Annotated in this window: 12 protein-coding genes; 3 read left to right on the top strand and 9 right to left on the bottom strand. The window is 68.9% G+C overall.

Annotation, left to right across the window (positions count from 1 at the left end; all coding sequences use genetic code 11):
• Position 1 precedes the first annotated feature (1 nt).
• The 3 genes from mreD to AC3ARF_RS01430 all read right to left on the bottom strand — a co-directional run bounded on the left by mreD (position 2) and on the right by AC3ARF_RS01430 (position 2,834).
• Positions 2–487, bottom strand: a complete 486-nt coding sequence (gene mreD, locus AC3ARF_RS01440) for a rod shape-determining protein MreD (protein ID WP_498929626.1) — start codon at positions 485–487, stop codon at positions 2–4.
• Complete coding sequence (gene mreC / locus AC3ARF_RS01435) at positions 484–1,716, bottom strand: rod shape-determining protein MreC (protein ID WP_498929624.1); 1,233 nt, start codon at positions 1,714–1,716, stop codon at positions 484–486. Before mreC ends, mreD begins: the two co-directional genes overlap by 4 nt.
• A gap of 71 nt (positions 1,717–1,787) precedes the next feature.
• Positions 1,788–2,834: a rod shape-determining protein gene (locus AC3ARF_RS01430; RefSeq protein WP_498929623.1), complete on the bottom strand. Its 1,047-nt coding sequence runs from the start codon at positions 2,832–2,834 to the stop codon at positions 1,788–1,790.
• 289 nt (positions 2,835–3,123) lie between these two features.
• On the opposite strand from AC3ARF_RS01430, the gene AC3ARF_RS01425 reads away from it, so the two are divergent.
• Together AC3ARF_RS01425 and AC3ARF_RS01420 are read left to right on the top strand one after the other, a co-directional pair.
• Positions 3,124–4,056 carry a carbohydrate kinase family protein gene (locus AC3ARF_RS01425; protein WP_498929621.1) on the top strand — a complete coding sequence of 311 codons (933 nt, stop codon included), beginning with the start codon at positions 3,124–3,126 and terminating at the stop codon, positions 4,054–4,056.
• A 116-nt stretch (positions 4,057–4,172) separates the two neighbouring features.
• Positions 4,173–6,008 (top strand): serine hydrolase domain-containing protein, encoded by a 1,836-nt coding sequence (locus AC3ARF_RS01420; RefSeq protein ID WP_498929619.1) that lies wholly within the window; start codon positions 4,173–4,175, stop codon positions 6,006–6,008.
• Between the two features lie 18 nt (positions 6,009–6,026).
• Here AC3ARF_RS01420 and AC3ARF_RS01415 read toward each other — a convergent pair whose 3' ends face one another.
• The 5 genes from AC3ARF_RS01415 to ubiE all read right to left on the bottom strand — a co-directional run bounded on the left by AC3ARF_RS01415 (position 6,027) and on the right by ubiE (position 11,283).
• Complete coding sequence (locus AC3ARF_RS01415) at positions 6,027–6,494, bottom strand: aminoacyl-tRNA deacylase (protein WP_498929617.1); 468 nt, start codon at positions 6,492–6,494, stop codon at positions 6,027–6,029.
• 151 nt (positions 6,495–6,645) lie between these two features.
• Positions 6,646–7,386, bottom strand: coding sequence for a hypothetical protein (locus tag AC3ARF_RS01410; RefSeq protein ID WP_498929615.1), 741 nt, complete (start codon positions 7,384–7,386; stop codon positions 6,646–6,648).
• On the bottom strand, positions 7,383–8,357 hold the full coding sequence (locus AC3ARF_RS01405; protein ID WP_498929614.1) for an alpha/beta fold hydrolase: 975 nt from the start codon (positions 8,355–8,357) through the stop codon (positions 7,383–7,385). Before AC3ARF_RS01405 ends, AC3ARF_RS01410 begins: the two co-directional genes overlap by 4 nt.
• 3 nt (positions 8,358–8,360) lie before the next feature.
• Positions 8,361–10,298 carry a M1 family metallopeptidase gene (locus AC3ARF_RS01400; RefSeq protein ID WP_498929613.1) on the bottom strand — a complete coding sequence of 646 codons (1,938 nt, stop codon included), beginning with the start codon at positions 10,296–10,298 and terminating at the stop codon, positions 8,361–8,363.
• Positions 10,299–10,497: 199 nt separating this feature from the next.
• Positions 10,498–11,283, bottom strand: coding sequence for a bifunctional demethylmenaquinone methyltransferase/2-methoxy-6-polyprenyl-1,4-benzoquinol methylase UbiE (ubiE, locus tag AC3ARF_RS01395; RefSeq protein ID WP_498929611.1), 786 nt, complete (start codon positions 11,281–11,283; stop codon positions 10,498–10,500).
• 125 nt (positions 11,284–11,408) lie between these two features.
• Between ubiE and AC3ARF_RS01390 the strand changes: the two genes are divergently transcribed.
• A complete protein-coding gene (locus tag AC3ARF_RS01390) occupies positions 11,409–13,094 on the top strand; it encodes a GspE/PulE family protein (protein WP_498929609.1) in 1,686 nt (561 codons plus the stop codon).
• 85 nt (positions 13,095–13,179) lie between these two features.
• Here AC3ARF_RS01390 and AC3ARF_RS01385 read toward each other — a convergent pair whose 3' ends face one another.
• Positions 13,180–14,922 carry a S8 family serine peptidase gene (locus AC3ARF_RS01385; RefSeq protein ID WP_498929607.1) on the bottom strand — a complete coding sequence of 581 codons (1,743 nt, stop codon included), beginning with the start codon at positions 14,920–14,922 and terminating at the stop codon, positions 13,180–13,182.
• Positions 14,923–14,967: the final 45 nt, after the last annotated feature.

The raw sequence follows: 14,967 nt of genomic DNA, 5'->3' as shown, positions 1-14,967 counted from the left end.
CTCAGCCCCTCCGCCACCGGCCGTAGCGCGCCGCGTCCAGTGCGAGGAACACCAGCGGCCACAGCACCATGCCGGCGACAGGCGCCAGCCAGAACATCGACGGCAGCGCCTTCAGGCCCAACGCCACGTGAATGGCCGCGGCGACGATGCGGTCGTTGAACAGCAGCCCACCGATCGACAACGCCTGCTGCCAGATCGGGAAGAAGCGCAACCGCGCGCGGAAGCGCTGGATGATGAAGCCCATCACCACCAGGCGCAGCGCCTGCTCGCCCAGCAGCGTGCCGAAGGCCAGGTCGGCGATGACGCCGACGCAGAAAACCACGCCCAGTCCTACCCGGTCGGGCTCCTCGATCAGCCAGTACGCAAGCACCAACGCGATCCAGTACGGACGCAGCGGCTGCAGCATCGGCGGCAAGGGCAGCAGGCCGAGCAGCAGCGCGGCGACCACGCTCAGCGGCAGCACCCAATGGGTCAGCGTGCGGCTCATCGGCCCGCTCCTTCGTTGGTGGCGGGCGGCGACGATGGCGGCGGCGGGCGGCGGACCGGGGCGGCTTGAGGCGACGTGGTCGGAGGCGGCGTGGTTTGAGGCAGCGTGGTTTGAGGCTGCGCGGATGGCGGCGGAGTGACCGCCGCTGGCGCCGCGGGTTGGTTGACCGCCGGGGTGCTACCGGCAGTCCCCGCCGCTCCGGTCGGTGGCACGGCCGCGTTCTGCGTGGCCGGGCCGTCACCGGGGCCGGGCGTGGGACGCCGCGGGTAGCGGACCTGCAGCGCGGGCGAAACCGGCGCCAGTTGTCCGGGCACGCCAGCGGCGGCGTTGGTGGCCTCGGTCGCGGCGGGGGCCGTGTTTATACCGGCTGAAGGCACGGCCGCGGGGCCCGGCGCCGCGCGCAGCAGCAGCACGTCGCGGCCCCGGTCCAGTTGCGCGGCGGGCCGCACCTCTCCTTGCAGGTAGGCGCGGCTCTCATCGGGCCTCAGGTCAACGATGGTGCCCACCATGAAACCGGCGGGGAAGCGACCGCCCAGCCCGGAAGTGATCAACTCGTCGCCCACCTTCACGTCACTGGAGGTGGGAATGTTGCCCAGGCGCAGGCGTCCCCCTTCGCCGCTGCCGTAGGCCACCAGGCGCACGCCGTTGCGCACCACCGCCACCGGCACCGCGTGCGCCGGGTCGGTGATCAACAGCACGGTGGACTGTTGCGGGTTGACCTGGATGACCTGCCCCAGCAGGCCACCGGCATCGATCACGCTCTGCCCGACCCGCACGCCATCGGCCGTGCCGGCCCGCACCACCAGGCGCTGGCGGGTGGGATCGAGGTCGATATCGAGGATCGGCGCCAGTTGAACGTCGACGCCACTGGTCTGGGCGGCACCGAGCAGCCCGCGCAGGCGTTCGTTGTCGGCCGCCACGGTGCGCAGGCGTGCCATTCGCGCCTGGCTGAGCAGCAGCTCCTGGCGCAGGTGCTGGTTCTCTTCGGTGAGCTGGCCCAGCGTGCCGGCATCGTCCTGCACGCGGCGCATGGCTTGCCCGGGCCATCCGGCCACCGCCCACAGGGGCTGCACGACCTGGGAGACGACGGTCCGCGCCTGGTGCAGCCAGCCGCCGCGGTGGTCGAGCACGATCAGGGCCAGCGCCAGCCCTAGGTAAATCATCAGCCGCAGTGAATCGGCAATCTCGCCGGAGCGGGGGGGCGTGGGGGGACCGGCGTAGGGCGGCACGTCAGCGGATCAGGTCACGGATTGGAGGGGACGACGGGGCCGCGCCACGCGCGCGGTAACACGGATGCGGCTCAGTCCGGCGCGAAGAACTCGTTGCCGTGCATGTCCACCAGTTCCAGCGCACGACCGCCGCCACGGGCCACGCAGGTCAGCGGGTCATCGGCCACCTGCACGTGCAGGCCGGTTTCCTCGCTGATCAGGCGATCCACGTCGCGCAGCAGCGCGCCGCCACCGGTCAGCACGATGCCGCGCTCGGCCACGTCGGCACCCAGTTCGGGCGGGGTCTGCTCCAGCGCCAGCTTGATCGCGGTGACGATGCCGGCCAGCGGCTCGCGCAGCGCTTCCAGCACCTCGTTGTTGCTGATGGTGATCATCTTCGGCACGCCCTCGGCGAGGTTGCGGCCGGTGACCTCCATGGTGCGGTTGTCCTTCTGCGGGTAGGCGCAGCCCAGCTCGAGCTTGATCCGCTCGGCGGTGGCCTCACCAATCAGGGTGCCGTAGGTGCGGCGCACGTAGTTGATGATCGACTCGTCGAAACGGTCGCCACCGATGCGCACCGATGCCGAGTACACGATACCGTTGAGCGCGATCACCGCCACTTCGGTGGTGCCGCCGCCGATGTCCACGACCATCGAACCGCGGGCCTCGGTCACCGGCATGCCGGCACCGATCGCCGCCGCCATCGGCTCCTCGATCAGGTACACCTCGCGCGCGCCGGCCTCCTCGGCCGATTCCTTGATGGCGCGGCGCTCCACCTGGGTGCTGCCGCACGGCACGCACACCAGCACGCGCGGGCTGGGGCGCAGGAAGCGGCTCTTGTGCACCTTGCGGATGAAGTACTTGAGCATTTCCTCGGTGTAGGTGAAGTCGGCGATGACGCCATCCTTCATCGGCCGGATGGTGGTGATGTGGCCGGGGGTGCGGCCGAGCATCTGCTTGGCCTCCGCGCCGACCGCGGCCACCGACCGGGTACCGCCAATCAGGCGATCCTGGCGGACCGCAACCACCGAGGGTTCGTTCAGGACGATGCCCTGTCCGCGGACATAGATGAGGGTATTGGCCGTGCCCAGGTCGATGGACAGGTCATTGGAGAACATGCCGCGAAACTTCTTGAACATCGGGAAACAGGCCGTCTTGGGGGATGCGGGGGCAAGTGGTCTAGCCTAGCAACACCCCCCGGGCCGGGCAAGGAAAATCAGGGGTTTGCGTCGGTTTTCGCGACGTTCACAAGGTCCCGCGCTGGCGCTTGGTTCAACTTGCGACGGCGGTCACGGGCCGGAGTCGGCTGGCCCGGGGGCGGCCCACCGGCTACCCTACGCGCCGTACGGCCACGTCCGTCCCTTCCACACCCTGCCGCACCCGTCCGTCCGGCGGGCGGCCTGCCCCCTCAACAGGAGCTTCCCGCCCATGTCGGCACTCATCTGCGGTTCGCTGGCCTACGACACCATCATGGTGTTCCCCGACCAATTCAAGAACCACATCCTCCCGGACAAGGTGCACATCCTCAACGTGTCCTTCCTGGTCCCGCGGATGCGCCGCGAATTCGGTGGCTGCGCCGGCAACATCGCCTACAACCTGAAGTTGCTTGGCGGCGATCCGATCCCGATGGCCACGGTGGGCCAGGACTTCGGCCCGTACCGCGACTGGTTCACCGAGCAGGGCATCACGCTCGACCGGGTCAAGGTGATCGATGAGCTTTTCACCCCGCAGGCATTCATCACCACCGACCACGACAACAACCAGATCACTGCGTTCCACCCGGGCGCGATGATGCGTTCGTACGAGAACCACGTGAAGGACGTGCCTGGCGTGACCTTCGGCATCGTCAGCCCCGATGGTTACGAAGGCATGCTGCAGAACGCGAAGCAGTTCGCCGAAGCCGGCATCCCCTTCATCTTCGATCCGGGCCAGGCGATGCCGCTGTTCAACGGCGAGGAACTGCGCAATTTCATCGAGTTGGCCGACTACGTCACCGTCAACGACTACGAGTCCAACCTGCTGCAGGAGCGCACCGGCTGGAGCGAGAAGGACATCATGCAGCGGGTGAAGGCATACATCTGCACGCGCGGGCCCAAGGGTGCGGAGATCCACACCACGGAGAAAACCTTCGACGTGCCGCCGGCGCACGAGCGCCGCGTGACCGACCCGACCGGCTGCGGTGATGCGTTCCGCGCGGGGCTGATCTTCGGCATCGAGAAGGGCTACGACTGGATGACCATCGGCCGCATCGGCAACCTGATGGGTGCGCTGAAGGTGGAGCATCCGGGCACGCAGAACCAGCGCTTCGATTACGAGGAGTTTGCCGAGCAGTTCAAGCAGCAGTTCGGCTACGCGCTTTAAGTCCCAGCGCCCGCGGCTCGCTGCGGCAGCCGGTCGTTGGGATGACCTTCGGCCCTGTCCCATCATGCTGGCCGTCGGTTGAATGGCCATGGCCGCGTAACCGGGAGTGCCACAGGATGTGGAGCGATCATCAACGCCTGCTCATCGCGGGCGTGCTGGCAGGACTGTTGGGCGTGGTGGCACCGGCGCGCGCCGCGCCCGGGGCCCTGAAGGCGCAGGTCGAGCGGACCTTGCAGGAGGAAGGCGTGACCGGCGCGGTCTGGGCCACGCTCGGCCGTGACGGTGCGATCCACACCGGCGCGGCCGGGGTGAAGAATGCGGCCACCCGCGAGCCGCTTCGCGCCGACAGCCGGGTGCACGTCGGCTCGATTGCCAAGACCGTGCTGGCCACCGGCCTGCTGCACCTGGCGAGCACCGGCCGGCTGGACCTCGACGCGCCGGTCAACCGCTACCTGCCGGCACTGCGCTTCGACAATCCGTGGCCCGACCAACCGGTGCGCGTGCGCCACCTGCTCGACCACACCGCGGGGCTCGACGACATCCGCCTGTGGCAGCTGTTCAGCACGCAGCCGACGCCCGACACGCCATTGCGCGAGGCCTTTGACCGCGATCCGACGGTACTGGCCATCCGCAGCCGCCCCGGCAGCCAGTTCTCCTACTCGAACATGGGCTTCGCGTTGGCCGGCATGGTGATCGAAGCGGTCACGCGGGAACGCTATGAAACCTGGCTCGACCGCGAACTGCTGCGGCCACTGGGCATGCGCGACAGCACCTTCCGCTTCACCACGCAGGACGGCCCGGGCGCGGATCCGCGCCTGGCCTGGGGCCACCACGATCTCGCCACACCGGCGCCAGCGATGCCGGTCTACCTGCGGCCCGCGGGGCAGTTCACCACCACGGCGCGGGACCTGGCGGTGTTCGGGGCCTTCCTGCTGGGCGAGGGACGCGTCGGCGACCGCCCGCTGGTGGCGCCGTCGCTGCTGCGCGCGATGGGCCGGCCGACCTCGACCGACGCCGCGCGCGCCGGCTTGCAGGTGGGCTACGCCCTCGGCCTGGCGCGCCGCGACCGCCATGGCGTGGTCGGCCTGTGCCATGCCGGCGACGTGGTCGGCTTCCACGCGATGCTGTGCGTGTATCCGGACCCGAACGCCGCCCGTGGCGGACACGTGTTCGTGACCGTGCAGAACGCCGACGGCGATGGCCGCGATTCGGGTCGCTTCGACGCGCTGCTGGTCAACGCCCTCGGTCTGCCCGCGGCCCGCAGGGAAAGCGCGCAACCGCCGCCGCGCAACGTAGCCGCGTGGACGGGGCGCTTCGTCCCTGCGCCCAACCGCATGGCCCAGTTTGCCTACGCCGACTTCCTGTTCGACAGCGCAACCCTGGCGTGGGACGGCCAGGCCCTGCGCTACACCCACGGCCAACGCCCCACGCGCACACTGACTCCGCAGGGCGGGGCGCGTTTCGTCGCCGACGATCGCAGCAGTGCCTCGCACGTGCTGTTGTCCGGCGCGAACGGCGAACGACTGATCAGCGACGGCCTGCGGACCCATCGCCAGGTGCACCCCGCCACCTACTGGTCCATGGTGGCCAGCCCGGCCTTGGGACTGCTGGGACTGGCGTGGTTCCTGCTGGTCGTACCGGTACGTGCCGCACTGGGGCACGAACCGCTCCGCACGCCGGGCGTGATGGGGGCGGCGCTGCTGGTGCTGCCGGTTCCGCTGTTCCTGCTCCAGTCCTATACCCAGTTGGGCGACCGTACCGCGGCCAGTCTGGCGCTGTATGCGGTCACGGCCGCGTTGCCGCTGCTGATGCTGTGGCAGGCGTGGCGCAGCGTCCGCGGGCACGAGGGTCTGGTGCGTGGCCGCTTCAACCTGGTCGCCGCCGTGCTGGTGCTGCAGTGGTGCGCGGTGCTCGCGGCTTGGGGCATGTTGCCGTTCGCACTGTGGCGTTGAGCAGCAGAGGCGCCGCCTCTACATCACGTGCGCGAGCCACAGCAGTTCCGGCTCGGCGAGCCTCTCGAATTCGGCGTACGGCATGCGCACCGCGTCGGTGTGCGTGCCGGCATTGAAGGCGATCTCCGGCTGCTGCGCCAGGCGCGAGTCGACGTACACCGGCATGCCATACAGGTGACCGAACGGTGGCATCGCGCCCAGTTCGCAGTCGGGGAAGGCATCGCGGAATTCCGCCTCTTCAGCCACCTCGACCAGGGGACCGCCCAGCGCCAGCGACAGCCGATGGAGGTCGACGCGGTAGGCGGCGGGCATCACCATCATCGCCAGTGCGCCATCGATCTTGAGCATCACGGTCTTGGCGAACAACTCGCGCCGGACATGCGCGGCCGCAGCGGTGTCGAGCGCGGTGACGGAACGCTCGTGGGACAACGGGGTGTAGGGCGCGTGTTGCGCATCGAGCAGGTTGTGCAAACGGGGCGAAAGCATGGCGGCCTCCCGGAAGGCGGCGCCTGCGCTCCACGCGGCGTCGCCGCAGTGACGGGGCGCGGGGTTCCGCCTCGCGCCGGCATGGCGGGCGATCCGCGCGCCATGCCCGGAGCTTACTCCCGTGATGGAAAAGCGACGTAAAGCCCAGCGCCTATTGCGGCCACTTCGGCAGCGAGGTGGTATCCAGCGCGGCTACTTCGAACACCGCGGTGCGCGTGCCACCGGCCTTCACCGGGAATTCGATCTCAATCACCTTGGCGTCGCGCGCCAGCTTCCACAACGCCTTCTCGTCCTCGATGAACATCGCGATGGCCTCGTCGGTCTTCGGGCGCGTGGCGGCCATCGGCCTGGGTGCGACATCGTCAGCCTTCACCTTGACCTTGCAGCCGGCGTAACAGTTGAAGTCACCGGCTTCCAGCACGAGGTAGCTGCTGGTGCCCCACTCCGGGTGGTCGCGGAAGATCAGGCGCACGGGTTGGGCGCCGCCGCCGGTGTCCACCGGTTCCTGCGAGTAGATCGACGCGGACAGCTGGCTGCCCTTCCGCGCCGGCTCGTTGCCGTACGACCACAGTGAGGACAGGCGACGCTGCTCGCGCGCGTCGACGGCTTTGGTCACGGCCTCAGCGTGGCGTTCCTTGATGCGCGCGGCGGCGGTGCTGTCGGGGTACTTGTCGATCAGCACGTCGCCGTGCGCCTTGGCCAGCTCCCAGTTGTGGCGGCCGTATTCGGCGTCGAACTGCCTGGCGGCTTCGTCGGCGGCCTGCTCGATCGCGGCCTTCTGCCGCGCGGCGATGGCAGCGGGATCCTCGGCGGGCTTGCAGGCCACCACAGCCAGTGCGGCGGCCAGCGGCAGAAGGAGACGGAGGGGGGCGGGCTTGTTCGGTACGGTCATCGGGGCTGTCCTCGTTCGATCAGCGCGACCACCGCATCGGCAACGGCCGCAGGTTGTTCCATCAATGACATGTGGCCGCAGCCATCGAGCAGTACTTTTGCCGCCTGTGGCATGCGCGCGGCGTAAAGCTCGAGTGCACTGGGGTCGATCACCGCGTCCTGGCGGCACCATAGCAGCAGCGCGGGCTGGCGGATGTGCCCGGCTTCATCCCCGGGCAGGAATCGTTCGTCGCCGCGACCGATGCGGTCGAGCACGGCCTGTTCGAAGGCCGCCTCGCGCTGGCGACGCGCGATGTAGATGCCGTCCGCCGGCCACGGGATCCAGGGCTTGGCGGCGTCGACGTGGAACACGGTGTCGAGGTAGCGGTGCATCGTGGCGACATCGTGCACTTCAAACGGGTTGCGTCCGGCGAGCACTTCCTCGCCAAAGCGGTTGTCGGCGAACCGCACGCCGGCGGCATCGAGCAGGCCGACGCGATCGATCAATTCGGGATACCGCGCTGCCACCAGCGCGGCGATGCCCCCGCCCATGGAGTGGCCGAGCAGCACGGTCGGCCGCCCGGTCTGACGCGCCGCCTTGACGAAGGCCGCCACGCGCCCGGCCTGCGCGGCGAAGCCGTAATCGGCGCCCGGCTGCCTGCTGCTGGCGCCCCACCCGGCTAGATCGGGCGCGACCAGCCTGTAGCGCCCGCGCAACTGCGCGGCCAGTGGGTACCAGTTCTCCTTGCTGCCGGTGAAGCCGTGCAGCATCACGATCAGCGGCGCGTCGGCCGGGGCGTCGTCGTTGTACGCGTACACCCAGCGGTGTCCGGCCGCCTGCACCGTGCCGGAACGCAGCCCCGCCTTCCAGCGCAGGCGGGCGAACTCGCCGCGCAGCACCACCTCCGGATCGCGCGCCACCCACGCACCACCCGCCAACAACAACGCGGCCGCCACGAGGGCGGCCGCGATGAAGGCATTGCGCCATCGCATGCGTTACTGCGCCGGAGCCTGCTTGGCCTTGGCGATCACCGCTTCCACCGAACCGGTGGTGATCGGGTGGTAGCCCGGCTTGGCCTTGGCGAAGGTTTCCTCGGCCAGCTTCAGGCCTTCGGGCGTCTTCACCAGCGCGCTGTAGGTCGGCATGATCAGCTTGCGGCGGCCGATCTTCTGCAGGAACGCGCTGATCGCGGCATTGGCCTGGGTGTAGCCGCTGCGCACCGCCAGCGGATACCAGCGCTGCGCGATCTCGCCGTTGGGCGTGCCGGTGAACTGGTACGCGGCATCCAGCGCGGCCAGCTGGTCAGGCTTGAGCGTCTCCGGCATGCCTTCGATGAAGTGCACCCACTCCTGGGTGATCCACTTCGAGGTCAGCGCCTTGTCCGGCAGCGTGCCGTTGTCCAGCCACGCCTTGCGCGCGGTGTCGACGGCCTCGAAGCGCGCCGATACGGTCTTCGGAGCGAAGTCGGGGATGCCCGGCTGGTACACCCACTGCTCGACTTCGGCCATGGTGACCTTGCCCGGGTGCTTCTCGATCAGGTTGGTCTTGAGGTAGTCGACGAACTTCGCGGTGGGGATCGACTGGAACGCGAAGTGGTCGAAGTAGCCCTTCAGGAACGGGTCGAACACGTCACGCCCGAAGCGCTGCTCGAGGAACTGCAGGAACCACGCGCCCTTGGTGTACTGCTGCGAGGTCAGCGTGTCGTCCGGGTTTCGGATGGTTTCAGGCTTGAGCGCCAGCACGGTGAGTTCCGGCTTGGCGTCCTTGAACTCGTCGGCCAGCTCGTTGCGCGAGATCACGCTCTCCATGTCGGCCTGTTCCTTGCCGAACAGGTCCTCGATGATGCGGTTCTCGACGTAGCTGGTGAAGCCTTCGTTGAGCCACGCGTCCTTGGAGCTGGAGAAGGTGACCAGGTTGCCCGACCAGCTGTGCGCCAGCTCGTGCGCGATCAGCGACACCAGCGTCTTGTCGCCGGTGATCACGGTCGGCGTGGCGAAGGTCAGGCGCGGGTTCTCCATGCCGCCGTACGGGAACGACGGCGGCAGCACCAGGATGTCGTAGCGGCCCCAGCGGTACGGGCCGTACAGGCGCTCGGCAGTGTCGATCATGCGGCCGGTGTCGGCGAACTCGGCCGCGGCCTTGGGCGCCATCGACGGCTCGGCCCACACGCCGGCCTTGTCGGTGATCGGCTGGAACACCAGGTCGCCCGCGGCAATGGCCAGCAGGTACGACGGGATCGGCTGCGGCATGGTGAAGCTGTAGTCGCCGTCACGCGCGGCCTTCGGATCGTTGTCGGCGCTCATCAGCACCATCGCATCCTTCGGCGCGGTCACGTGCGCGGTGTAGGTGAAGCGCACGCGCGGCGTGTCCTGCAGCGGCACCCACGAACGCGCGTGGATCTGCTGCGACTGGCTGAACATGAAGGGTGTCTTCTTGCCCTCGGTCATCGCCGGGGTCAGCCACTGCAGGCCCGAGGCCTCCGGCGACGTGGTGTAGGTCACGCGGATGCGGGCGTTGCGCTGCGGCGCTTCGATGGTGAGCTTGCTGCCCAGCAGTTCGTCCGCCGGCGCGAAGCTGAACTTGAGGTCGTCCCACTTGCCGTCGGCGCGCTCGCCGACCACCTTCTCGACGGTGATCGCACGGCTGTCCAGCACCAGCTGGGTGGCGTTCTTGTCCAGCCAGTCCAGGGTGTAGGTGGCACTGCCCGACAGGGTCCTGGCGTCGAAGTCGACCTTCAGCTCCAGCGCGAGGTCCTTGGTGCGGACCTTGTGGGGTTCGGCGTAGGACTGCTCGTCGGTTTCGGCGGTGGCGTTCACGGCGGCCTGCTGGGTGGCGGCGGGCTGGGCATCTGCGCCGGGGGCCGGCGTGGTGTCGCGCGAGCAGCCAGCGGCGAGCGCGGCGGCCAGGCACAGGGTCAGGATCGAATGACGCATGGAAGGACCACGGTTGCGGGTGAGCGGCCGAGTGTACCGCCGCCCGCGTCGATGGTGCGCCTGCGGCCTGTCACGCCAGCCCCGGCTTGGGCGCCGTCAGGCCTCCACACGCCGATTTGGCGACGTCTGCGATGGCCCGCCCCGCCGCGGGGGAGCGGGCATCAGCCGCGTTCGGGGTGCGGCTCGCGGGGTGCAGCCCTCAGGCCTTGTAGCCGGTGTGGATCGCGACGATGCCGGCGTTGAGGTTCTTGTAGTCGCAGCGGGCGAAGCCGGCGGCCTGCATCATTGCCTTCAGCTCGTCCTGCGGCGGGTGCTTGCGGATGCTCTCGGCCAGGTACTGGTAGCTCCCCGCGTCACCGGCGAACAGGCTGCCCAGCTTGGGCAGCACGTTGAACGAGTGGAAGTCGTAGATCGGCTTGAACCAGTCGGCCTTGACCTCGGAGAACTCCAGCACGCGTGCCTGCCCGCCCGGCTTCAGCACGCGGAACATCTCGCGCAGCGCGGCGTCCTTGTCGGTGACGTTGCGCAGGCCGAAGGCAATGGTGATCAGGTCGAAGCTGGCGTCCGGGAAGGGCAATTTCTCGGCGTTCATCTGCACGTATTCGAAGCCGCCGACCTTGCCCTTGTCGGTCATGCGATCGCGGCCCACGCGCAGCATTTCGCCGTTGATGTCGCCCAGGACGATGCTGCCGCTGTCGCCCACGCGGTCGCGCAGCAGCAGGGCGATATCACCGGTGCCGCCGGCCAGGTCCAGCACGCGATCGCCACGGCGTACCTGCGCGGTGCCGACGAAGTAGCGCTTCCAGATCCGGTGGATGCCCAGCGACATCAGGTCGTTCATCAGGTCGTACTTACCCGCGACCGAGGAGAACACTTCGGCCACCAGCTTCTGCTTCTGGGCCACGGGCACGTCGCGGTAGCCGAAGTGGGTGGTCTCGGGCTTTGCGGCGGGCGGGGTCTGGGGTGGGGTCTGGGCATCGCTCATCCGGCGATTATCGCACCCTCGGGCCGGCGGCCCACGATCCACCCCGCCGGCCGGGGGCTTGACACGCATCAAGACAAGCCGCGCGCCTTGCAGCACACTGGGCAAAGCCCACCCGAGTGCCGCCCATGGCCGACGACACCGCACCTGGCGATGGACCGCTGCTGATCGACAGTTCCGCTGCGTTGGACCAGTTCCTGGCCAATTACCCGCGTTCCGCCTTTGCCCGCCTGCGTGGCTCATCCGGCACCCCGCTGGAAGGCTGGCTGGCGCTGGGGGACGACGCCTCCGAAGCCAGCTACCGCGTCGCGTGCCGGTTCGGCGTGCCCCTGGTGCGGCTGTCGGGCCTGGAGCCGGCCCAGGACGCACTCACCCAGATCAGCCCGGCCATCGCCCGGCAGCTGCGCGCGGTGCCCCTGCGCACCCATAACGGCATGGTGGCGGTGGCGATGGAGGACCCCGGGGCCGCCAACGCACAGGCCACCCTCGACTTCCTCAGTCCCGAACGCATCATTGCCCTGGTCGCCAGTCCCCGCGACATCCGCGAAGCCATTGCCCGGCTCTACGACCAGGTCGAAGACCGCGACGTGGTCCAGCAGCTGGGCCTGGACCCCACCGCCACCGCCATCGAGAGCGAACAGGAAGCGCAGCGGCTGGCCCGCGAAGCACCGGTGGTGCGGATGGTGAAGACGCTGATCACGGAAGCGGTGCTGCGTCGCGCCTCGGACATCCACCTGCGACCGGGAGTCCACGGTACCGACGTGCTGTACCGCATCGACGACGAGATGGTGCCGGTGCGCCGGCTGATGCGCGCGCTGCACCCGGCGGTGGTCAGCCGCATCAAGGTGCTCGGTGCGATGAACCTGGCCGAGCACCGACGCCCGCAGGACGGTCGCACCAGCCACGTGATGGACGACGGCCGCAAGATCGACATGCGCATCTCGGTGCTGCCGGCGGTGCATGGCGAAAGCGTGGTCGTGCGCCTGCTGGACGCAAACGAAGGCCTGTGGAGCCTGGACCAGCTGGGACTGACCGCGCACGACCGCGAGCGCCTGGACGACGTGATGTCGCGCAGCCACGGCATGTTCCTCACCACCGGGCCCACCGGCTGCGGCAAGTCGACCACGCTGTACGCGATGCTGCTGGAGCTGCGCCGGCAGCGCATCAACATCCTCACCATCGAGGACCCGGTGGAATTCCACGTCGAGGACGTGCAGCAGATGCAGGTGAACCGCGCCGCCGGCTTCACCTTCGCCTCGGCGATGCGCAACTTCCTGCGCCACGACCCCGACGTGATCATGGTCGGCGAGATCCGCGACCAGGAAACGGCCGACATCGCGGTCGAAAGCGCGCTCACTGGCCACCTGATGCTGAGCACGCTGCACACCAACACCGCGGCCACCACCGTCACCCGATTGCTGGACTTGGGCGTGGAGGCCTACCTGCTGCGCGCTTCGCTGCTGGCGGTGATGTCGCAGCGGCTGGTGCGGCTGACCTGCGTGCATTGCCGCGAGGTCGAAGCGGTGCATCCGCACATCCGTGAGGCGCTGGGGGTGGACGCGGATGAGGTGTTCCATACCGGCCACGGCTGTCCGCAGTGCGACGGCCTGGGCGTGCACAAGCGCCGTGCGGTCTACGAACTCATGGTGATGACGCCGCGCCTGCAGGCACTGGTGGTGCCCGGTGCGCAGGCGGACGAGATCCACCGCACCGCCGTCGAGGAAGGCATGGTGCCGCTGACCCAGGCCGCGGTGGCGCTGGCGCGCACTGGCGCCATATCGCTGGCGGAGGCGTGGCGGGTGCGGGCGGACTGACTCTGGCCACCCGAGGGCAGAACTATCGCTGCCCGAAGAACCGAGGGCCCGCAACGCGGGCCCCCGGGTACCACTGCGCGACAGGTCAGAAGCTGACCGTGACCGACCCGCTGCATTCGCTGGTGCCCGCGTTGCACACTTGGTAGGTGTACGAGCCGCGCGCACGCACCGACTGCGCGTACGTGCCGGTATTGGCAATCCCCCCGGCCACGACGCTACCGTTGCGGCGAACGTCGACGGCGCTGGCGCCACCGCTCCAGTTCAGGGTGATGGTCGACTTACCCTTCACGACCGCCCCCTTGCTCGCGGTCAGGTTGGCCGGCGGGGTGCCGCCACCGCCGCCGCCCAGCAACGCCTCGCTCGCATCGAATGCCTGCACCAGCCCATAGCCGAAGTTGTTGTCGCGGCCCGCTGCGCCCAGGTCGATCGCCGTGGACTCCAGGGCCGAACGCACGTCGCCGTTGGTCGCCGTCGGCTTGGCACTCCACGCCAATGCCGCCACGCCCGACACATGCGGTGTCGCCATCGACGTGCCATCGAGATAGGCATAGCCACTGGTATTGCTGACCGGCACCGTGCTGACACTGGCGTTCTGGCCCAGCACGCCGGCCACCAGGGACTGCCCGTCCTCCTGGCTCATGCTCACCGCGGGAATCGTGGAGCTGCCGTTCAGCGTTCCGGAAAAGCCCCCGGATACGTTGTTGTAGATCACCGCTGCCGCGCCGCCACCGCTGGTGACGTTGGCCACCTTCTGCGCAAAGCTGACCACGCCGCGTTCGCACAGCACGACCTTGCCGGCCCAACTGCCGACGCTGTCGCACAGGCCGCCGTTGACCAGCGCGCCGGAGGCGGTGGACTGCACGGTGCCGTCAATGGCCGATACCAGGTAGCTGTTCCCGCCAACGGTGACGTCGGCGCTCTTGAACGGGTACGTGCTGAGCACGCCCACGCCCGGCGCGGCGATGTCGACCGCACTGTTGTACTGCGAGAAGGTGGCCTTGGCATTGGCGCTGTCCGTGGCCGCCACCGACATCACACTGGCGTACGAAGCGGGGTAGCTGAACGTGGAGTTGCCCGCGTTGCCTGCGGCCGCGATGCTGAGGATGCCCGCGCTGTTGAGGTTGGCGAACGCGGTGTTTTCCGTTGAGCTCGAGCCGCTGCCACCCAGGCTCATGCTAATGATCTTCGCGCCCGCCGACTGGCAACGGTTGGCCGCATCCACCAAGGTCGAGCTGTAGCTCCAGCCGCAACTGGCGCCGTCGAACACCTTGACGATGTGCAGACTGACCTTGGCCGGGCTGACGCCGACCACGCCCACGCTGTTGTTGGCGGCGGCGATGGTGCCGGCAACGTGCGTGCCGTGGCCGCAACTGTCGTTGTTCCAGCCGCTCGGGTAACCGGTCATGCTGATGCCGGCGAAGTCCTCGTGGCTGGCGTTGATGCCCGAGTCGATCACGCACACCTTGATACCGGTGCCGTCGGCGCCAGTGGCGGCGGTTTCCGGCGCCTGCACGCGGGTGATGCCCCACGGCGTGGTCTGCGCCGTGGGATAGCGCGGCACGTCAGCTTCGATGTATTCGATGTTGGGGTTGTTGCGCAGACCCTGCAGCGCTTGCGGCGGTACGGTGGCGGCGAACGCGCGCAGGCGGTCGAACCGGTAGTGGGTGCGGGCGCCGGCGGCCTTCAGCGCCGCCTCGGCACTCGCGCCGGCACCGGGTTTGTACTTCACCCAGACGCGATTGGGATCCGGCTGGGCGGCGAGCGCGGTGGCGGACAGGGTCAATGCAAGGGCGGCGGCAAGCGCCGCGACGAGCTTCTGCTGCTTCATGTGTGGTCCCCGAAAGAGTGGAACGGACGAACGCGCAGTGCGCGC

It is taken from the genome of Lysobacter sp. KACC 24251 (assembly GCF_057747755.1).
This window is presented reverse-complemented; position numbering and strand designations above follow the sequence as displayed.